Source organism: Paramagnetospirillum magneticum AMB-1 (assembly GCF_000009985.1).
GTDB classification, from domain to species: domain Bacteria; phylum Pseudomonadota; class Alphaproteobacteria; order Rhodospirillales; family Magnetospirillaceae; genus Phaeospirillum; species Phaeospirillum magneticum.
In genome coordinates, this window is the sequence record NC_007626.1 from 4840038 (window position 1) to 4861249 (window position 21212).

Annotated in this window: 16 protein-coding genes and 1 tRNA gene; 10 read left to right on the forward strand and 7 right to left on the reverse strand. The window is 65.5% G+C overall.

Annotated features, from left to right (window positions below):
* Positions 1 to 14 precede the first annotated feature (14 nt).
* From AMB_RS22420 to AMB_RS22450, 7 genes are all read right to left on the reverse strand, one after another.
* Positions 15 to 626, reverse strand: coding sequence for a hypothetical protein (locus AMB_RS22420; protein ID WP_070108707.1), 612 nt, complete (start codon positions 624 to 626; stop codon positions 15 to 17).
* 11 nt (positions 627 to 637) lie between these two features.
* A complete protein-coding gene (locus tag AMB_RS22425) occupies positions 638 to 1660 on the reverse strand; it encodes a hypothetical protein (RefSeq protein WP_011386777.1) in 1023 nt (340 codons plus the stop codon).
* A 77-nt stretch (positions 1661 to 1737) separates the two neighbouring features.
* Positions 1738 to 3420, reverse strand: a complete 1683-nt coding sequence (locus AMB_RS22430) for a site-specific integrase (RefSeq protein WP_231848929.1) — start codon at positions 3418 to 3420, stop codon at positions 1738 to 1740.
* Between the two features lie 129 nt (positions 3421 to 3549).
* A tRNA-Gln gene (locus AMB_RS22435) sits at positions 3550 to 3624 on the reverse strand.
* Positions 3625 to 3673: 49 nt separating this feature from the next.
* Positions 3674 to 4531, reverse strand: coding sequence for a 4-(cytidine 5'-diphospho)-2-C-methyl-D-erythritol kinase (locus AMB_RS22440; protein ID WP_011386779.1), 858 nt, complete (start codon positions 4529 to 4531; stop codon positions 3674 to 3676).
* Positions 4532 to 4545: 14 nt separating this feature from the next.
* On the reverse strand, positions 4546 to 6246 hold the full coding sequence (locus AMB_RS22445) for a tetratricopeptide repeat protein (protein WP_011386780.1): 1701 nt from the start codon (positions 6244 to 6246) through the stop codon (positions 4546 to 4548).
* A 73-nt stretch (positions 6247 to 6319) separates the two neighbouring features.
* The gene (locus AMB_RS22450) at positions 6320 to 7942 is read right to left on the reverse strand and encodes an electron transfer flavoprotein-ubiquinone oxidoreductase (RefSeq protein ID WP_011386781.1); all 1623 of its coding nucleotides are present in this window, start codon (positions 7940 to 7942) and stop codon (positions 6320 to 6322) included.
* Positions 7943 to 8116: 174 nt separating this feature from the next.
* Here AMB_RS22450 and AMB_RS22455 point away from each other — a divergent pair, with 174 nt between their 5' ends.
* The 10 genes from AMB_RS22455 (at position 8117) to AMB_RS22500 (ending at position 21157) form a co-directional block, all read left to right on the forward strand.
* Positions 8117 to 8956: a uracil-DNA glycosylase gene (locus tag AMB_RS22455; protein ID WP_043745671.1), complete on the forward strand. Its 840-nt coding sequence runs from the start codon at positions 8117 to 8119 to the stop codon at positions 8954 to 8956.
* Complete coding sequence (locus AMB_RS23670; protein WP_011386783.1) at positions 8940 to 10778, forward strand: sensor histidine kinase; 1839 nt, start codon at positions 8940 to 8942, stop codon at positions 10776 to 10778. Before AMB_RS22455 ends, AMB_RS23670 begins: the two co-directional genes overlap by 17 nt.
* 164 nt (positions 10779 to 10942) lie before the next feature.
* Positions 10943 to 12871, forward strand: a complete 1929-nt coding sequence (gene dnaK / locus AMB_RS22465) for a molecular chaperone DnaK (protein WP_011386784.1) — start codon at positions 10943 to 10945, stop codon at positions 12869 to 12871.
* 163 nt (positions 12872 to 13034) lie between these two features.
* Positions 13035 to 14186: a molecular chaperone DnaJ gene (gene dnaJ / locus AMB_RS22470; protein WP_011386785.1), complete on the forward strand. Its 1152-nt coding sequence runs from the start codon at positions 13035 to 13037 to the stop codon at positions 14184 to 14186.
* A gap of 194 nt (positions 14187 to 14380) precedes the next feature.
* Positions 14381 to 15277, forward strand: a complete 897-nt coding sequence (locus AMB_RS25485) for a DUF4393 domain-containing protein (protein WP_148207524.1) — start codon at positions 14381 to 14383, stop codon at positions 15275 to 15277.
* A 161-nt stretch (positions 15278 to 15438) separates the two neighbouring features.
* A complete protein-coding gene (gene ftsE, locus AMB_RS22480; RefSeq protein WP_011386786.1) occupies positions 15439 to 16161 on the forward strand; it encodes a cell division ATP-binding protein FtsE in 723 nt (240 codons plus the stop codon).
* A complete protein-coding gene (locus AMB_RS22485; RefSeq protein ID WP_011386787.1) occupies positions 16161 to 17057 on the forward strand; it encodes a cell division protein FtsX in 897 nt (298 codons plus the stop codon). Before ftsE ends, AMB_RS22485 begins: the two co-directional genes overlap by 1 nt.
* Positions 17054 to 17674 (forward strand): YdcF family protein, encoded by a 621-nt coding sequence (locus tag AMB_RS22490; protein ID WP_011386788.1) that lies wholly within the window; start codon positions 17054 to 17056, stop codon positions 17672 to 17674. Before AMB_RS22485 ends, AMB_RS22490 begins: the two co-directional genes overlap by 4 nt.
* Entirely contained in the window at positions 17671 to 18402 is a 732-nt protein-coding gene (locus AMB_RS22495; RefSeq protein WP_011386789.1) for a lysophospholipid acyltransferase family protein, read from the forward strand. The genes AMB_RS22490 and AMB_RS22495 overlap by 4 nt, the downstream gene beginning before the upstream one ends.
* Before the next feature lie 409 nt (positions 18403 to 18811).
* The gene (locus AMB_RS22500) at positions 18812 to 21157 is read left to right on the forward strand and encodes an adenosylcobalamin-dependent ribonucleoside-diphosphate reductase (RefSeq protein WP_011386790.1); all 2346 of its coding nucleotides are present in this window, start codon (positions 18812 to 18814) and stop codon (positions 21155 to 21157) included.
* Positions 21158 to 21212: the final 55 nt, after the last annotated feature.

Consider the following 21212-nt stretch of genomic DNA (forward strand, 5'->3'; position numbering starts at 1 on the left):
TGCATCCCAGACCATCAAACTGGGGTGAAGCTCAGCATTGCTTCCTTAAACGACTCGTAGCCTGCCTGTCCGTCGGACCCGACGGCATTCTTCAACGAGCCATCGCATCCCTTCGCGGCGACCAGCCGCTCCCTGACGTGCTCGTATCCCTTCGCCTCGCAGATGGCCAGCAGGCAGTGCTCGAAGGTCACGACTACCGGCTTGAGCCGGCCGAATTCGCCAGGGAAGGCATCTGCCATGGCGGCCAGGAACCGCTTGTCACCGGTGACCAATTTGTTGTCGTGCTCGCAATGAAGGGCGACCAGCGCAATCTCAGCCTCGCCGGAGTCGATGCCTTCATGGAAAATCATCTTGTTGTAGAGATCGGTGGTGACCACCGCTTCGACCCAGCCTTTGGGCATCACCGGCACCTGTTCGGCCATCTTTTGAAGGCGTTCGGTAACAGCGGCACGGAGGGCATCGTCTACGGCCATGCGTCGGAGGGCCGTCTTCGATCCCAACGCAGTAGCCGAGGCCAGTCGATAAGGGTGGGTGACGCCGAGCACTTCAAGCGCTTCCTCCCACAAATCGCAGCAGGCCAGCTTGATGAAGACATCCTTGTCGAAGAACGCGTGAAGTTCCCCCATCAACCCCACCGTCACAAGAGGCCGATACGTTCCAGGAATTCGAGGCTATCGTCGGACAGAGCGTCCATATCGATGTTCCGCCTCATGGCCTCGCGGCACATGTCTGCGGTGGGGACATTTTCGCCGATATGCTTCAGAGCCGCGTTGGCGAGAGGAAACGGATGTTTGCCGTTGAAGACTGAATTGCTGGCCGCATTCAGGATGACGTGACCTGGATCGATGCCGACTTTGAAGCCGAATTCGACAGCTGTTCTGCCAAGCTCCGCTGGGGGCATCGGGTGCTTGAGGGAGATATTTCCCTTCTTGCCGCCGGTCAGGAGCTGCAAAGCATATGTGTTCGCGGCCTTTTCCTGATCGTCGGTATCAGTATCCCCCTCCGACACCTTCTCATCAACGATGGCTTCTCCCTCGCATTGGTCGAGGTGCCCTTCGGCAATATGGCCCATCTCGTGAGCGAGCACGAACAGCATCCATGCTGGGGCTGTCGCCTTCTTGGTGACCAGGATCACTGGCCGACCGCCGCAGAAGGTCACCATGCCCTCCATTTTCGACTTGGTGACGGGCAGACTGGGCATATAGACGACCGGTACACCGTTGGACCAGCAGGCATCCAGCAGGTCATCTAGCCCCACCCAGGGGGTATTCCCGTGAGTGATAGCGGTGGCGCGGAGGGTTGCGGCGGACGGAAGCGAACCGGACCATGACACGGTGGTGGCCGACGCAACAACCTTGGCCACGGCGGTCGCCAAGGCGCGAGCAGAGACGATCTCCGAAATGTCGGTGCCGGTTCGTGTCTTGAAGCAGGCATGGGGCATATGACGCTGGCGCAGACGACCGTCGGGGCCGATCTCAAGGCCAAAGTGCTTGGCCACAAAGCCACGCACCTCGAAGACACCGGACGGGTGCGCGACAGCCTCCTCCCACCATTCGGGTAAGGTCTGGAAGGCGTCCTTGGGCTTCAGTCCGGCGGCGGAAAATTCTCGCTGAAGCAGCTTCTTCGGGTCGATGGGGGAAACGCGGCTTGCGACGGTCATGGCTCACCTCTCCCACTCAACGACGCCCAGAACACAGCGCCTCTATAACATGGTGAGAGAAGCACGTGAAGCCTACCCTATCGTCCGCGCATGAGTGCCGCCGTGATCCCCTCGTAGGCAATCGCTGAAATAGCCTCGTGCCAATCCTTGATGACGAAGCCCTTGCCGTATCGTCCCCGCTCCACCGGAGTGTCATGGCCGTCCAGTTGGTCCATCAGGTCGGGATGGACCTTCGCCCGTTGGAGGGCGGTGATGACCGAATGCCGTAGCGAATGGTAGGACACGCCGGTAATGCCCAGTGAGCGGATGTAATCGGGGAACCATTTGCTGAACAGGTATCCGAAGCGCATTGCCGTACCACCAGGCTCAAGGTCGGGAAATACCATCTTCTCGTTACTGTCCAGTAGCCCGGCGACATAATCGAGGAACCCCAACTCCACCAGGATGGGATGCAGGGGGATACGCCGCCAGCCGGCAGCGGTTTTCACCTTGCGCTTGGGGAGGTCTGCTCCCTCCTCGTCTTCTGTCGCATGCACATGGAGAAAGGGAATGCCCCCGTCCTCCTGCACGTCCTCCAGCCGTAGTTGGGCCACCTCCTCCAGCCGGATCGGGTGGAAGGCACCCAGCAGCGGCAGCCAATACCGCGCATTCCGAAGGAGATGCGGACCAGAACGCGGCTTGGTGCGGAACCGAGTTGATGCTGCCCCATGGTATAGGGGACTTGAGAACAGCAACCGGAGCTGTTCCGGTGTCCAGGCGGCACGCTCCTCGCTGCGGCGATAGGTGCGCTTCCACTTGAAAGCGCCTCTCGCCAGGTTAGCCTCCAGTCCGTGCTCATCGACGCACCAGCCGAAGAAGGTGCTGATGATGCCGGTATGGCGCTTGACGGTCGGCGGTGCGAGGGTCTTGATCTTCGCATCCTTCTCTGCCATCGCCACCAGCTCCGAAAGCGGCTTTCCGGTCAGTGCAGGCACCTTGCCCCGCATGCGGGGCAGCCCTTGCAGCATGGTGGCGAAGTCGGTGAAGTCGGTGCGCTCGTAGCGATCTATCCGCCGGTCGCCGCACCATTCCTTGAACAGTTCGCGGGCATCTACGTTGGCCTTGGCCTGGTCCGGCCCCCAGCTCTTGGCCTTGGCTCGGCTGTAGCGGGTGAACGCTTCACTGAGCTTGGGCAGAGCCTTCTTGCGAGAAGTCGCCTGAGAGCCGGCCTGCACCGCGAACAGCGGGTCCATGGGGGCTACCGTGTAGTCGCCCTCCAGACGGGCGGCCTGGACCCGATTGAGGTCAGCCACGGCACGCAAGAGCCCCCGGCATACCCGCGTATAGGTATCGCTGCCTTGCAAGGCTTGGATGCCAGCCTGAGCGAACAGTTCGTCGGCCAACTCCTCGACGAGAAATGTCCGGTCGTGCTTCACGCCGTCCGCATAGTCGGTGGCCATCTGCTTTGCGGCGCCCACGCAGACGGGCATGTTGCCAAACCCGCGCATCTCCTCCCAGTGCTCCAGGGCACCGGCATACCACTCACGCAGCAGGTCGTTGATTTGTGCGGTGGTTAGGTCAGGGCGTCGCTTCACCATCAGAAACAGCTCATCCGTCAATGTCGTTAGCCGCCTGGCCTTCTCGCGAGCTTCGGCATAGGAAAGCACGCCGAGGCTCTTGACCAATTCGATGCGGCCGAACCTGCCGGCGAGAGAAGGGGGGATGCGGCGACGCCAATCATATCGACCGCCGCGAATTCGCAAATAGTAACATCTTACCATTGAATGCCTCGCTGCGACCCACGAGGCGCAGGGCAGCGGGCGCCTTGTGGACCGTCGTGGTGGAGACGGGCCACAGGGGCGGTTCGACGCCTGAAAAATGCTAACTAATTGAAATAGATAGGAAACGCTTGGCTGGGGCGCCAGGATTCGAACCTGGGAATGCCGGTACCAAAAACCGGTGCCTTACCGCTTGGCGACGCCCCACCAGCGCGGGCGGGCAACATAGCCCGAGCCGCGACGACTTTCAACGGCCTCAAGACAGCAATTGCGCCGGAGCGATCCACCAGGCGGGATGGGCGGCGCCAAGTTGGGCGGCGGCGGCGCGGGCCTGGGCTTCTTCGGCATACAACCCGAAGCAGGTGGCGCCCGAACCGGACATGCGGGGCAGCAGGCAATCGGCGGTCGCGGCGATGGCCGCCAGCACTTCGCCCACCACCGGCTCGATGGTGATGGCCGGCGGGGTCAGGTCGTTGCGCCGCGCCGCCAGGGCCTCGGCCAGACCCTTGGCGTCACGGGGCGGGGCGGTCAGCGGGTCGGCGGCCGAGAATGGGCCGGTACGCGCCTTGAACACCGGCGGCGTGTGCAGCGGCACCAGGGGATTGACCAGAACCAGCCAGGCGGGCGGCAGGGTGGGAGCGGGCTCGAGCACCTCGCCCACCCCCATCATGCGCATGGGGGTTCCGGCCAGGCAGACCGGCACGTCGGCGCCGATGGACAAGGCGACCCGGCGCAGGGTCTCGGCCGGGGGAGCGACGCCCCACAGCCGCATCAGACCCTTCAGCGCCGCCGCGGCATCCGCCGAGCCGCCGCCGATGCCGGCGGCCACCGGCAGGCGCTTGGTCAGCCGGATGGCGGCGCCCTTGGTCACGCCAGTGGCTTCGGCCAGCAGGCGGGCGGCCTTCAGCACGATATTCTCGCCGTCCGGAATCTGGCTGGCGGTGGGACCGGTGACCTCGAGACTCAGGGTCTCGGCCGGGCTGAACTCCAGGGTGTCGCCGATGCCGGCGAAGACCACCAGGGAGTCCAGCAGGTGATAGCCGTCGTCGCGCTTGCCGACCACGTGAAGGGTCAGGTTGACCTTGGCCGGAGCCTCGATCGAGAAGCTGGTCATGATGAATCCGTCGCTTATTTGACCGGGGTGCCGGGCAGGCGCCCGGTGGAGATCTTGGCCTTCAGCGGCTCGATCTGCTCGGGCTCGGGGTCGAGGCCCATGGCCCGCTGCCACTGGTAGCGGGCTTCGGTGTCGCGGCCCACCTGCCAGAAGGCGTCGCCTAGATGCTCGTTGACTGTGGGATCCTCGGGCTTGAGCTCGGAGGCGCGCTCGAGATACTTCACCGCCGCCTGGAACTCTCCCATGCGATACAGCGCCCAGCCCAGGGAATCGACGATGGCCCCGTCATTGGGACGCAGCTCGACGGCGCGCTCGATCAGCTTGCGCCCCTTCTCCACATTGATGCCCTGATCCACCCAGGTATAGCCCAGATAGTTGAGCACGTCGGGCTGATCGGGGCTGAGACGCAACGCCTCCAGCATGTCGGGCTCGGCCTTGGACCATTGCTTGGCCCGTTCATAGGCGATGCCGCGGGCGTAGAACAGCGACCAGTTGCGCGCATCCTGGCTTCCGCCGTTGCGGGCCAGGGCGGCGCCATAGGCGTCGGCGGCCTCGGCATAGCGCTTGTGACGACGCAGCACGTCGCCCATGGTCATCAGCGCCTCGGGCGATTCGGGCCATTCCGCCGCCAGGGACGTCAGTTCGGAGAGGGCGGCATCGGTCTGCTTCATCTCGTCCAGGTTCACCGCCAGCTTGAGCCGGGCGAAGGCTCCCGGCTGGCTGGCGCGGTTCATGGCGCTGTAAAGGGCGTTGGCCTCGTCCAGCCGTCCCTGGGCCACCATGGCGTCGGCCAGCAGCAGCTGGGCCAGGGGGAAATCGGCCCGCAGGCTGAGCGCCAGGCGCGAGAACACCAGCGACAATTCCTGGGCATTGCCCTGGCGCACCAGCGAAGAGGTGTCGAACAAGGCCTCGGCCAAGCCGTCACGGGCGGTCTCCACCACGCGGGGCAGGTTGGTCCCCGCCGCCAGCTGGCGGCGCCCGTCCAGCAGCGAGCGGTCGGCATGTTCGGCGTGATAGCGCTCGTACAGCGCCTTGGCCTCGTCCATGCGGCCGGAGCGCTGGTACCAGGTCCCTGCCGCCTCCACGGTGCGCACGCTGGTCTGGTTGGCCAGGGCCGCCTTGAAATGCGCCTCGGCCACGTCGGGGCGCCCGGCCAGATCGCCCATCAGGCCGGCATGGTATTCCCAGACGGGAGCGAAGCCGGCGGTATCGGCGCGCGGCGCCAGGGTGGCGAGGCCGTCGTCGAACTGGCCCTGCCCGGCGCGGGCCCAGGCGGTGAGCAGCGGCCCGAGAAAACCGTTGATGCCCTTGGCCGGCAAGGCGGAGAAGCGCTTTTCCGCCAGATCGAACCGGCCGGCGCGGGCGTCCTGCACGCCCATCACCAGAAGGGGCAGGGGAGAATCGTCGTCGATGACCAGCAGGCGGCGGGCGATGGGCTCGGCCTCGTCCAGGCGGCCCTCGGCCAGCAGCAGGGCGAAGCTGCGCTGCTGGATGTCGATGTTGTCGGGATCGCGCCGGGCGGCGGCGGCGTAATATTCCGCGGCGGCGCGGGTGTCGCCGCGCGCATGGGCGAAGCGCCCGGCCAGATAGGCCCCCAGGCCCGTCTCGTTGCCGCTGCCGGCATTGTCATCGGCGGAAGCATCGGGCCGCGGGGCACAGGCCCCCAGACCGGCCGCAACCATCGCCGCCATCACCACGATCCCGAAACGCTTCACGCCCAACACCTTATGACAGGAACCGGGGCGCCCGATTGTGCCGGGCGCCCCACGGAACTCCGATCACTCAGTCTTACATGTTGGGGTAGTTCGGTCCACCGCCACCTTCGGGAACCACCCAATTGATGTTCTGGGTGGGGTCCTTGATGTCGCAGGTCTTGCAGTGCAGGCAGTTCTGCGCGTTGATCTGCAGCCGCGGATTGGAGCCATCGTCGTTCCGGACGATCTCGTAGACGCCGGCCGGGCAGTAGCGCTGTTCCGGGGCGTCGTAATGTTCGAGATTGATGGCGACGGGCACCGCCGGATCGCGCAGCTTGAGGTGGGCCGGCTGGTTTTCCTCGTGATTGGTCGAGGAAATGAACACCGAGGACAGCTTGTCGAAGCTCACCACCCCGTCGGGCTTGGGATAGGCGATCTTCGGGCATTCGCTGGCCTTCTTCAGCGCCAGATGATCGGGCTGGTGGTGGAGCGTCCAGGGCATCTTGCCACGGAACACATAGGTCTCCAGCGCCGAATAGGCGATGCCGCCCCACAGGCCCCAGTGGAAGCTGGGACGGATGTTGCGGACGGTGTGCAGCTCGGACCACACCCAGCTCTTCTTCAGATGCTCGGGATAGGTGACCACCTCGTTGGCGCCGCCCTCGTGGCCCAGGGCCTCGGCCACCGCCTCGGCGGCGACCATGGCCGACTTCATGGCGGTGTGGGTGCCCTTGATCTTGGGCACGTTGAGGAAGCCCGCCGTGTCGCCCACCAGCACGCCGCCCGGGAAGGTCAGCTTGGGGATGGACTGGAAGCCGCCTTCCGACAGGGCGCGGGCGCCATAGGACACCCGGCGGCCGCCTTCGAACAGAGGACGGATGGCCGGATGGGTCTTGAAGCGCTGGAACTCGTCGAAGGGCGACAGATGCGGGTTGGCGTAGTCCAGGCCGACCACGAAGCCCACCGCCACCTGGTTGTTCTCCAGGTGATAGAGGAACGAGCCGCCATAGGTCTGGCTATCCAGCGGCCAGCCCACGGTGTGGAGGATGGTGCCGGCCTTGTGCTTGGCCGGATCGATCTCCCACAGCTCCTTGATGCCGATGCCGTAGGTCTGGTCCTCGCAATCCTTGCGCAGGTCGAAGCGATCAAACAGCGTCTTGGTCAGCGAGCCGCGGCAGCCCTCGGCGAAGATGGTCTGGCGCGCCCACAGCTCGACGCCCGGCGTGTGATTGTGGGTGGGCTGGCCATCCTTGCCGATGCCCATGTCGCCGGTGGCCACGCCCTTGACCGAGCCGTCCTCGTTGTAAAGGACCTCGGCGGCGGCGAAGCCGGCGAAGATCTCCACGCCCAGGGCCTCGGCCTGACTTCCCAGCCAGCGGGTGAAATTGCCGAGCGAGACGATGTAATTGCCGTGGTTGTTCATCTGCGGCGGAGTCATCAGGCGGATGGCCTTGGACTCCGTCAGGAACATGAAGCGGTCGTCGGTGGCCGGCGTCAGCAGCGGCGCCTCGCGCTCCTTCCAGTCGGGAAACAGCTCCGCCAGGGCGCGGGTCTCGATCACCGCGCCCGACAGGATGTGGGCGCCGACTTCAGAGCCCTTCTCCAGAACGCAGACATTGAGGTCGGCGTTGATCTGCTTCAGCCGGATGGCCGCGGTCAGGCCCGAAGGCCCGCCGCCAACCACCACGACGTCGAATTCCATGGATTCACGTTCCATAACGTCAGCTACTCCCCTTGCGCCACCCGTTCCACCGGTCGACGCCCGACACGGACTTAGGCGCTTCTATAGCACACCCATCGGGATCGATTCGATTCCTTATGGCCATGTTTAAGGAAAGAATGTGTCTCAAATATTTCCCCGCCATTTGCCAGGGCTGCTAAAATCGCCCCCATGACCGCCATTTCCGCCGATCTCAACCCCTACGACATCCTGCGCTGGTACCTGGAATCCGGCGTGGACGAGACCATGGGCGAGGAGCCCCTGGACCGCTACGCCACCACCCGTCGGGCCCTGGAAAGCCGTGCCGCCGCCGTGCCGCCGCCGGCGCCGCAAGCCCAGCGCCAGCCCCGTCCGCACGCCGAGCCCATGGCCGCGCCGCCCGGCGCGCTTTCGGCCTCGGCCTTGCCCGGCACCGCCGCTCATCTGGCGGCCGGCTGCGCCGACCTACAGGCGCTGCGCCATGCCATGGAGGGGTTCGAGGGGCTGCAGCTCAAGCAGGCGGCCAGTTCCACCGTGTTCGGCGACGGCAATCCCGAGTCGGCGGTCATGTGCATAGGCGAGGCGCCGGGCCAGGAGGAGGACCGGCGCGGCCTGCCCTTCGTGGGACCCAGCGGCAAGCTGCTCGACCGCATGCTGGGCTCCATCGGCCTGGACCGGAGCACCTGCTACATCACCAACGTGGTACCCTGGCGCCCGCCGGCCAACCGCAAGCCCACCCCCGACGAGGTGGCGGTGTGCATGCCGTTCCTCACCCGCCATATCGAGCTGGTGGACCCCCAGGTGCTGATCCTGCTGGGCGGCGCGTCCGCCGCGGCAGTGCTGGCCAAGGCCGACGGCATCAACCGCCTGCGCGGCCGCTGGTTCGAGTTCAACTCGCCCGGCCTGCCCCGGCCCATTCCGGCGCTGGCCACCTTCCACCCCGCCTATCTGCTGCGCACCCCCGAAGCCAAGCGCGACGCCTGGCGCGACCTGCTGATGATCCGGCGGCGGATGGATGCCGTACGGCATTGAATTGACGGCCCGGCAATCCTCGTCCCACTATGACCGCGTCGCGGCGGCTAAAGGAACGGATTGCATGGCCGGTGGGCTCGGCAAGCGGGGAACCGTCTGGCAATGGAAAGGGCGTCTGTTCACCGTCTGCCTGATGGTGGTGATCGGATCGCTGTGGGGCGGACAGGCGTGGCTCAACCATAGCCTTGCCCTGGCCGATGCCGAGAACCTGGCGGTCTCGCTGGCCCGCTCGCTGCAATACCAGGTCCATGGCAGCCTGCGGGGCGTCGAGGCGCTGCTGAACGAGGTGGCCGACAGCCTGGAATCCGGGCACGGACTGACCCCGGTCCAGCGGGAACGCTATCGCGGCCGTCTGGCCGGATCGCCTGAAATCCGCAATCTGGTAGTGGCCGATGCCGATGGCCGGGTGACCGACATATCGGTGGCCCAGCCCGGCGAGGCCATATCGCACGGCATCGGCACGGTCGGCGACCGCGACTACTTCCAGGCCCTGCGCACTGGCGGGACAAGCCGCCCTCTGGTGATCGGCGCGCCCGTCGTCAGTCGCTTCTCGGGGCAATCCAGCATCCCGGTGGCCCGGGCGATCTTCCGTGGCGACAACTCCTTTGCCGGAATCGTGGTGGCGGGAATCGACCCCCGAGAATTCCGCGAGCAGATCGAATCGGTGGCGGTCGAGCCGGAAGGCGGCGCCGCCCTGATCCGCTCCGATGGCATTTTCCTGGCGCGGGTGCCCCGTCACGACGAATATATCGGCCGCTCGGTGGCCACCTCGCCGCTGTTTCGGGACCATCTGTCGCGCTCACCCTCCGGCATCGCTCATTTCGTGTCGGTCGCCGACGGCAACGACAAGATCGTCGCCTTCGAGACTCTGACCAATTATCCGCTGGTGGTGACGGTGGGGATCACCAGCCGGACCGCCCTGGCCCGCTGGAAGCGCCAGACCACGATCGAGGCCATGGTGCTGGCGGTGCTGGCGGCGTCCCTGCTGATGGTGGCCACCCTCTATGACCTGCGCGTCGCCCTGAGTCGGCGCCTGACCGAGCAATTGGCGGCCAGCCACGACGAACTCGAGCGTCAGGTCGAGGAGCGCACCGCCCATCTTGCCGCCTCCAACGCCGAGCTGGAGCGCTTCGCCTACGTCGCCTCCCATGACCTGAAGGAGCCGCTGCGCTCGGTCTCGGGCTTCCTGCAACTGCTTGATCGCCGCTACCGCGACAAGCTGGACGCCGAGGGGCACGAATTCATCGAGTTCGCCGTCAACGCCGCCAAGCGGTCATCGGCGCAGATCGACGACCTGCTGGCCTTCTCCCGCGTCGGGCGGCTGGATGGCCCGCCGGAATGCTGCGATTCCGGCGCCTTGGCCCGGGGTGCGCTGGAAAGCCTGGCTCCGGCCATGGACGGCCTGGAGGCCGACGTGGCCATCGGAGACCTGCCGCCGGTCTGGGGCCGCCCCGCCCAGCTGCAAAGCGTGTTTCAGAACCTGATCGGCAATGCCGTCAAGTACCACGCCGAAGGCCGCCCGCCCCGCGTGGACGTGCGGGCCGAGAGGGATTCCGACGGCATGATCCGCTTTTCCGTCGCGGACAACGGCATCGGCATCGAGGCGCAATACCACGAGCGGGTGTTCGGCATCTTCCAGCGCCTGCATCCCATCGGCCGCTATCCCGGCACCGGCATCGGCCTGGCCATGTGCCGCAAGATCATCCAGCGCCACGGGGGCCGCATTTGGCTGGACTCGCGCCCGGGGGCCGGAACCACCGTGTTCTTCACCTTGAAACACGCCGATGGCGACGCACCCAGGCTCCAAGCGTCGGCCCAATAAGATTCCCACGTTGCACGCCTCCCATACCGCCCTATATAACGCCGATGGGACGGATTTGGGTCGTTCCCTAACGTTTGATGGATGCAACCCGAATGGGGATCTCAATGGCCGGCTGCTGAAGCTTCAGGGCCGCCGGGATCTGCCGAACAGGAAAGAGGACAGTCATGAGCAAGGTTATCGGCATCGACCTGGGCACCACGAATTCGTGCGTCGCCGTGATGGAAGGCAAGAACGCCAAGGTCATCGAGAACGCCGAAGGCATGCGGACCACCCCGTCCATGACGGCGTTCACCGAATCCGGCGAGCGTCTGGTCGGTCAGCCGGCCAAGCGCCAGGCGGTGACCAATCCCACCAGCACCCTGTTCGCCATCAAGCGCCTGATCGGCCGCCGCTTCGAGGACCCGATCACCAAGAAGGACATGAACCTGGTCCCCTACCACATCGTGGCGGGCGACAACGGCGACGCCTGGGTCGAGGCCCGCGACGCCAAGTACAGCCCCAGCCAGGTGTCGGCCTTCATCCTGCAGAAGATGAAGGAAACCGCCGAAGGCTATCTGGGCGAGAAGGTCACCCAGGCGGTGATCACCGTCCCCGCCTATTTCAACGACGCCCAGCGCCAGGCCACCAAGGACGCCGGCCGCATCGCCGGCCTGGAAGTGCTGCGCATCATCAACGAGCCGACCGCGGCCGCCCTGGCCTATGGCCTGGAGAAGAAGGGCGCCGGCACCATCGCCGTCTATGACCTGGGCGGCGGCACCTTCGACGTGTCGGTCCTGGAAATCGGCGACGGCGTGTTCGAGGTGAAGTCCACCAACGGCGACACCTTCCTGGGCGGCGAGGATTTCGACGCCCGCATCATGGATTACCTGGCCGACGAGTTCAAAAAGGAGCAGGGCATCGACCTGCGCAAGGACCGTCTGGCCCTGCAGCGCCTGAAGGAAGCGGCGGAAAAGGCCAAGATCGAGCTGTCGTCCTCCATGCAGACCGAGGTGAACCTGCCGTTCATCACCGCGGACGCCTCCGGCCCCAAGCACCTCAACATCAAGCTGACCCGCTCCAAGCTGGAAGCCCTGGTCGAGGATCTGGTCGCCCGCACCGTCGAGCCCTGCAAGGCGGCCCTGAAGGACGCCGGCGTCAAGGCCAGCGAGATCGACGAGGTCATCCTGGTGGGCGGCATGACCCGCATGCCCAAGATCCAGGAAGTGGTGAAGGAATTCTTCGGCCGCGAGCCCCACAAGGGCGTCAACCCCGATGAGGTGGTGGCCATCGGCGCCGCCATCCAGGGCGGCGTGCTGAAGGGCGAGGTCAAGGACGTCCTGCTGCTCGACGTGACTCCGCTGAGCCTGGGCATCGAGACCCTGGGCGGCGTGTTCACCCGCCTGATCGACCGCAACACCACCATCCCGACGCGCAAGAGCCAGGTGTTCTCCACCGCCGAGGACAACCAGACCGCCGTGACCATCCGCGTCTTCCAGGGCGAGCGCGAGATGGCCGCCGACAACAAGGTGCTGGGCCAGTTCGATCTGGTGGGCATCCCCCCGGCGCCGCGCGGCGTGCCCCAGGTGGAGGTGACCTTCGACATCGACGCCAACGGCCTGGTCAATGTCAGCGCCAAGGACAAGGCCACCGGCAAGGAGCAGCAGATCCGCATCCAGGCCTCGGGCGGCCTGTCCGATGCCGACATCGAGAAGATGGTCAAGGAAGCCGAAGCCCACGCCGCCGAGGACAAGAAGCGCAAGGAGCTGATCGAGGCTCGCAACCACGCCGACGGCTTGATCCACACCACGGAGAAGAGCCTCAAGGAATTCGGCGACAAGGCCGGGGCCGAGCTGACCGGCGCCATCGAGAAGGAAATCACCGCGCTGAAGGCGGTCATGGACGGCGATGACGTCGAAGCCATCAAGGCCAAGACCGAATCCCTGATGCAGGCCTCCATGAAGCTGGGCGAAGCCATGTACAAGGCCCAGGAAGCGGCCGGCGGCGCCGAGGCCGAGGCTGCGGCCGGTGGTCACGGCGGTGCCTCGGGCAGCCATGACGACAAGGTTGTCGACGCCGACTTCGAAGAAGTCGACGGCGACAAGAAGGGCAAGTAACGGATCCGCACCAGACCCTCTCCCGCATGCGGGAGAGGGAGGGGCCCAAGCCGGAGGCTTGGGAGGGTGAGGGCCGGAACCGGCGGGATGGATCAATGACCCCTCCCACCCGCGCCGCCCGCGCCGTCTCCCGCGAACGGGCGAGGGTTGGGGTAGGAAAGCCATGAGCAAGCAGGACTATTACGAACTTCTGGGCGTCGAGAAGGGCGCCTCGCCCGACGACATCAAGAAGGCCTACCGCAAGCAGGCCATGCAGTTCCACCCGGACCGCAATCCGGGCAACGCCGATGCCGAGCAGAAGTTCAAGGAAATCAACGAAGCCTACGACGTCCTCAAGGACGAGCAAAAGCGCGCCGCCTATGACCGCTTCGGCCACGCCGCCTTCGAGCAGGGCGGCCCCGGCGGCGGTGGCGGCGGTGGTTTCGGCGGCTTCGGCGGCGGCGGCTTCTCCGACATCTTCGACGAGATGTTCGGCGAGTTCATGGGCGGCGGCGGACGCCGTGGCCAGTCCACCGGACGTGGCGCCGACCTGCGCTACAACATGGACATCAGCCTGGAAGACGCCTTCGCTGGCAAGACCGCCACCGTCAAGGTGCCGTCCTCGGCCCCCTGCGAGGATTGCAAGGGCACCGGCGGCAAGGACGGCGCCCAGCCGGTCACCTGCTCGGCCTGCCACGGCCACGGCAAGGTGCGCCAGCAGCAGGGCTTCTTCACCATCGAACGCACCTGCCCCACCTGCCAGGGCATGGGCAAGATCATCAAGGACCCCTGCCGGTCCTGCGGCGGCTCGGGCCGCACCCGCAAGGAAAAGACCCTGCAGGTCAACATCCCGGCCGGTGTCGAGGATGGAACCCGTATCCGCCTGGCCGGCGAAGGCGAGGCCGGCATGCGCGGCGCGCCGGCGGGCGACCTCTACATCTTCCTGTCCATCGCCGCCCACCGCATCTTCCAGCGCGACGGCGCCAACATCTTCTGCCGCGTGCCCATTCCCATGACCACGGCCGCCCTGGGCGGCACCATCGAGGTCCCCACCATCGACGGCTCCAAGGCCAAGGTCACCATCCCCGAAGGCACCCAGACCGGAAACCAGTTCCGCCTGCGGAGCAAGGGCATGAGCGTCCTGCGCAGCCCGGCCCGCGGCGACATGTTCATCCAGGCGGTGGTGGAAACCCCCGTCAACCTGACCAAGCGCCAAAAGGAACTCCTCAACGAGTTCAACGAGGCCGGCGAAGGTGAGAAAGCCAAGAACTCCCCCGAAAGCCAAGGCTTCTTCGCCAAGGTCAAGGAGCTCTGGGAAGACCTCAAGGAAGGCTGACGGAGCCCTCCCCGCCCCCATTACCCCCCTCTCCCTCCTGCGGGAGAGGGCCGGGGTGAGGGCCTTCTTGCGAAGGGACTCGTCCCTTCGCGCATCCCTGTATCCTTAAGCTGCGGAACCATCCGCCCGAATATCGACCTCGAATCGGCATTCAGCTATGGTCATTAAACTCAATGGCATGGCTAGGCGGCGATATGGATAAACCGAAACGGGCAAGGCCGAAAGCTGAGAAACTCCCCTCCACGGCAAACCTCCAATCTCCGCCGAGAGGGTTATCGGCCGCCGCCGCCGAATTGATAATCAAGGCGTTCGCCCCGGCTTCGGAGAATATCGGAGGTCTCCTTGGAGACCTGACGGCGCATTTTAAGGCTCGCAATCTGGACAAATTGGCCAGGTATTGGCGCGGCGAGCTTGAAAAGCGCGAGGTAAGTCCCGAAGCTCTTGCCGCGCTTCCCTTCGCGACGGCTCATCGCGTATTCGATGATGCATCCAAAGAAGATGACGACGATGTCCTGAAGCTTTGGGCTTCCTTGCTGGTAGGGGCAATGACCCGCGGAGCAGACATCCAAGCGCACAAAATGCTTTGCGGAATATTAAAGGATCTTGAGGGTCCGGACGCGGTTCTTCTTGAGATCATTTGGATGCGAGCAAACAAACCGTCCGACGATCGAACGGAGTATTGCAAAGAGCGTCTATTCGCCTTCGAGGCTGAGCGATGGAATTGTCTAAGTAATTTTATGAGGCAAGCAGCAGTTCAGAACATAATGCGCCTAGGATGCGCTGTATTTAGCAGCAGTATAAATACTAAATTTAAATTCAAGAGTCTTGGACGTAATTCCTTTAATAGAGACCCATTGCCAAGTTTAAGTGACCAAATTGAAGACACGCTATCAGAAATCGAACAAAAAATTTCTTCCGCCATGCGCTATTCGTCTGGTGCGGATGAACCTTCAGGCTTCCATGAATCTTATGAGAAAAAAACGTATCTCCGTGCTGCTGCGGTTCTGACCCTGACACCGTTGGGAAGAACCCTCATGGAGGCATGTCGCGGAAATCCATGGAGAAGTGAAGGTGCGTCTGCCGACCTTTAACGACCAGGGATGCGCGAAGGGACGAGTCCCTTCGCAAACAGACCCTCTTCCGCTTGCGGGAGAGGGAGAGCGACAGAGAGGCTGAACCGGGGCCGCCACCACCCCATGGGTTGCCCCTTACCTCAAGCCGTGTCATCTTCGGCCGGTTCGGGAGAAGCACAGTGCGGCATCGCCCTCGTGGGGAAAACATCATCCGGTTCGACAGTGTCGGGCTGCGCTACGGGCTTGGGCCCGAAGTCTTGCAGGACGTCACTTTCAAATTGCCGGCCGGGTCCTTTCATTTCCTGACCGGGCCATCGGGCGCGGGCAAATCCTCGTTGCTGCGCCTGATGTATCTGGGCTTGCGGCCGACGCGCGGGCGCGTGGTGCTGTTCGACCGCGACATCGCGGCGACCAAGCGCTACGAGCTGCCGGCGCTGCGCCGCCGAATCGGGGTGGTGTTCCAGGATTTCCGCCTGCTCGACCACATGACGGCACTGGACAACGTCGCCTTGCCGCTGCGAGTGCGCGGCGTCAAGGAATCCGAGATCCGCAGGCATGTGCCGGAGCTGCTGTCCTGGGTGGGTCTGGCCGACCATCTGGGGGCCAAGCCCTCGACCCTGTCGGGCGGGCAGAAGCAGCGCGTGGCCATCGCCCGGGCGGTGATCGGGCGGCCCGACCTGCTGCTGGCCGACGAGCCCACCGGCAACGTGGACGACCACATCGCCATGCGGCTGATGTATCTGTTCGAGGAGCTGAACAAGCTGGGCACCACCATCGTGGTGGCCACCCACAACGAGCTGCTGGTGCGGCGTTTCGCCCATCTGCCCCGCCTGCACATCGAGCACGGCATGGTCACCACCTTGCACAATGAGCCGGTGGTGGACGATCTGGAGGCGGAGTGATGCTGTTCCGCCGCCGCCATTCCGATCTGCCCCTGGCCGGCGACGCCACCTCGCGCTTTTTGCCCTGGCTGGTGGCGCTGATGGTGTTCCTGTCGTCCATGGCGGTGGCGGGAGCCTTCGTCATCGGCGCGGTGATGGACCGCTGGGACCGCGACGTGTCGGGCACGCTGACCGTGCAGGTCCTGCCGGCGGGAGGCGACCACGCCGACGCGGTGACCGACGAACGGGTGCATTCGGCCATCGACGTCATGCGCAAGGTGCCCGGCGTTCTCTCGGTCAAAGCCTTTGACAAGAAGCGCACCCTGGCGCTGCTGGAGCCCTGGCTGGGCAGCACCGAGATGGTGCAGGACATGCCCCTGCCCCGCCTCATCGACGTCACCATCGACCCGGACGCCCGCATCGACCTGACCGAGGTGGCGTTGCGCCTGTCGCGCGCCGTGCCCGGCGCCTCGCTGGACGATCACCGAGTGTGGCTGTCGCGCCTCATCAACCTGTCGCGCACCATGCAGTGGCTGGCGGTGCTGGTGGTGGTGCTGATCGGCATGGTGACCTCGGCCACGGTGGTCTACGCCACCCGCACCGGCATGGCGGTGCATCACGGCATCATCGAGGTGCTGCATCTGATCGGCGCCCATGACGATTACATCGCCCGGCAATTCGCCGACCGCGCCTTCGCGCTGGGCATCGGCGGCGGGCTGATGGGGCTGGGGCTGGCCGTGCCGGCCCTGACCGCCATCGGCTGGGCAGCGAAGCGGCTGGAGGGCGGCTTTCTGCCCAGTCTCAGCCTGCCGGTGCTGGGCTATGTGGCCATCGGGCTGCTGCCGCTGATGGCGGCGCTGCTGGCCATGCTGACGGCGCGGCTGACCGTCCACGGCACCCTGGCCAAGATGCCATGAGCCGGGACGCGTTTCGCCGCCTCGCCGTCGGAATCATGGTGGCGGTGGGCACCCTGCTCGGCGCCTGGGGCGGCGGGCTGCTGTGGTTCGCCGCCGATCTGGCCATCCGGGTGGAAGACCAGTCCACGGTCACCGACGCGGTGGTGGTGCTGACCGGCGGGGCCGAGCGGCTGAATTCGGGCATCGCGCTGCTGGAAGCCGGGCGCGGCCGCAAGCTGTTCGTCTCGGGCGTGCACCGGGGCGTCGACCTGCCCGACCTGCTGCGCCAGGCCCATGTCTCGCCCGAGCGGGCCCGATGCTGCATCGTGCTGGGCCACGCCGCCGACGACACGGTGGGCAATGCCACCGAGACCGCCGCCTGGATGGGGCGCGAGGGGTTCTCGTCGCTGCGTCTGGTGACGGCGGCCTATCACATGCGCCGCTCGCTGCTGGAGCTGCGGCGTGCCCTGCCCGACGCCACCATCATCGCCCACCCGGTGTTTCCCGATGCCTTCAAGCGGGACCAGTGGTGGCGCTGGCCCGGCACCGCCCATCTGCTCGCGGTGGAATACACCAAGTATCTGGCGGCGCTGGCCCGACCGCTGATCACTCCCAAGAAAACCGAGAGGAAGCCGTGACCGTTCTGCGCTCCGCCCTGTTCATCGTCTTCACCTGGGTCTGGACCCTGGTGCTGTCCATTGTGTACCTGCCGCTGCTGGCCCTGCCGCGCAAGGCCATGGGGCCGGCGGTGCGCCTGTGGCTTTGGGGCATGCTGGGGGCGCTGCGAATCGTGGCGGGTCTGTCGTGGGAGCTGCGCGGACGCGAAAATCTGCCCGCCGGCCCGTTCGTCGTGGCCTCCAAGCACCAATCGGCCTTCGAGACTTTCGTCTTCCACCTGCTGCTGGGCGACCCCGCCTATATCCTGAAGCGCGAGCTGTTGTGGATACCTTTCTTCGGCTGGTACCTGGCCAAGTCCGGGGTGATCGCCATCGACCGCTCGGCGGGCACCAAGGCACTGAAAGCCATGGTCAAGGGCGCCGAGGAAGCGGTGGCCGAGGGCCGTCCGGTGGTGATCTTCCCCGAAGGCACCCGCGCCGCCCCCGGCGCCAAGCTGCCCTACCATTCGGGCGTGGCCATGCTGTACGGCGCGCTGAAGGTGCCGGTCGTGCCCATTGCCTTGAATTCCGGGCTGTTCTGGCGCCGCCGGGGCTTTGCCAAGAAGCCGGGGACCCTGACCCTGGAGGCGCTGGAGCCCATCGCGCCGGGTATGGACCGCAAGGCCTTCATGGCCGAGCTGGAGACTCGTATCGAAGCCGCAACGGATCGCCTGATCGCCGAAGCGCGGGAGCGCCAGCCCGGCCTGTGAGGACTTATGCCCGGCGGGTGGGCCAAGCCCGCCCGCTGTGGATAAGTCTGTGGATGCACACGGGGACGGAATCCTTCCCCAGACCCCTTGGCTGTGCAAGACGGGGATAAGTGGAATCAGCCCTATAAGCTCAACGCCTTGTCCTTGCCCGACCCTGTGGAGCACAAAAAAAGAACATCTCCTTGATTCACGGTCGCCCCGAGTCCTAAAATCAGTCTGCAAAGCCCTGTCATACCAAATCCCGATGAGCTGAGCTCAAGGGGATTTGGTTAGGCCCAAGGGGCCGCGCCGCTTATGCGGCGGGAGGCAAGGGCGCGGAGGCGCCCGCCCGCCGATTGAGGGCGATCCCGATGATCGGTTGCGATCATCGGGATCAGGTAGAAGAGGGCCGGAGGAGAGAGACGGGTCCATGACTCAGGTGGCATCCATTTCCCAGCAGATCTGGGACATGAAGTATCGGCTGAAATCCGCCGAGGGCACGGCCCTAGACGGCACCATCCAGGACACCTGGCGACGGGTCGCCCGCAGTCTGGCAGCGGCCGAGGCCGACCCCGCCCTGTGGGAGGAACGCTTCTTCGAGGCCATGGAGGACTTCAAGCTCCTGCCGGCCGGACGGATCATCTCGGGGGCCGGGACCGATCGCCGGGTGACGCTGTTCAACTGCTTCGTCATGGGCGACATCCCCGACGACATGGCCGGCATCTTCGAGCATCTGAAGGAAGCCGCCCTGACCATGCAGCAGGGCGGCGGCATCGGCTACGACTTCTCGACGCTGCGGCCCAAGGGCGCCCCGGTCAAGGGCGTGGGTGCCGACGCCTCGGGGCCGCTGTCCTTCATGGATGTGTGGGACGCCATGTGCCGCACCATCATGAGCGCCGGGTCGCGCCGTGGGGCCATGATGGCCACCATGCGCTGCGACCATCCCGACATCGAGGCCTTCATCGACGCCAAGCGCGAGGCGGGCCGCCTGCGCATGTTCAACCTGTCGGTGCTGGTCACCGATCCCTTCATGCAGGCGGTCAAGGAAGACGGCCCGTGGGAGCTGACCTTCAAGGGCGTGACGTATAAAAGCCTGCCGGCGCGCGAGCTGTGGAACAAGATCATGCGCGCCACCTATTCCTATGCCGAGCCGGGCGTGATCTTCATCGACCGCATCAACCGGCTGAACAACCTGTCCTATTGCGAAGAGATCCACGCCACCAACCCCTGCGGCGAGCAGCCCCTGCCCGCCTATGGCGTCTGCCTGCTGGGCTCGCTCAATCTGGCGCGCCTGGTGGACAGGCCGTTCGAGGACGGCGCCAGGCTCGACCTGGATCAGCTGGACCGCTTGGTCCGCGTCGCGGTGCGCATGATGGACAACGTCATCGACGTGTCCAACTATCCCCTGGAACGCCACCGCCACGAGGCCCAGGCCAAGCGCCGCATCGGGCTGGGCATCACCGGCCTGGCCGACGCCCTGATCCTGTGCGGAGCCCGTTATGGCGGCGCCCAGGCCATCCGCCTGACCGAAACCTGGATGGCGGCCATCCGCCGCTCGGCCTATCTCGCCTCCACCGAACTGGCCAAGGAAAAGGGAGCCTTCCCCCTTTACGATGCCGAGAAGTATCTGGCGGGCGAGACCATCCAGTCCCTGGATTCCGACGTGATCGAGGCGATCCGGGCCAACGGCATCCGCAACGCTCTGCTTACCTCCATCGCGCCCACCGGCACCATCTCGCTGTTCGCCGACAACGTGTCGTCGGGCCTGGAACCGGTCTTCGCCTTCACCTATACCCGCGGCGTGCTGCAAAAGGACGGCACCCGGCGCGAGGAGGAGGTCAGCGACTACGCCTATCGCCTGTTCCGCCGCCAGCGGGGCGAGAATGCGCCGCTGCCGTCCTATTTCGTCGACGCCCTGTCCCTGACGCCGGGTGACCATGTGGTGATGCAGGCCGCCGTCCAGAAATACGTGGACTCCTCCATCTCCAAGACCATCAACGTGCCCGAGGACATCTCCTTCGAGTCGTTCAAGGACGTCTACCAGCAGGCCTACGACCTGGGCTGCAAGGGCTGCACCACCTACCGCCCCAACGACGTCACCGGCGCCGTGCTGGAGGTCAAGAAGGAGGCCAGGCCCGAGAATGCCGACGAGCCGGAACTCCCCCTGGAAAAGGCCCAGGTCAAGCATTCCGACCCCTTCGAGGCGGGCGGCATCGTCCACCTGACCCAGCCGCTGGACCGGCCCGAGGCCCTGCCCGGCTCCACCTACAAGGTGCGCTGGCCCGATTCCGACCACGCCATGTACATCACGCTGAACGACATCATCCAGGACGGTCGCCGCCGGCCGTTCGAGGTGTTCATCAACTCGAAGAACATGGAGCACTTCGCCTGGACCGTGGCGCTGACCCGCATGATCTCTGCGGTGTTCCGCCGCGGCGGCGACGTGGCCTTCGTGGTCGAGGAGCTGAAGGCGGTGTTCGACCCCCGGGGCGGGCAATGGGTGGGTGGGCGCTATGTCCCCTCGCTGCTGGCCGCCATCGGCGAGGTCATCGAGCGCCACATGATCGCCATCGGCTTCCTGCCCGATCCCAAGGCGGCGCGCGAGCCCATCGAAGCCCGTGATCAACGCTATGGGGACGACCGCTATGGCGAGGAGCGCAAGGTGGTCAACGGCGAGACCCGCCTGCGCCACTGCCCCAAATGCAACCAGCCCGCCCTGCTGCGCTCGGAGGGCTGCGATACCTGCACCTCGTGCGGCTATTCCAAGTGCGGGTGAGGAAGGGTACCCGTGCGGGGCTCCCGCCCCGGTCCCCGGTTGGAGGCTATGCCTC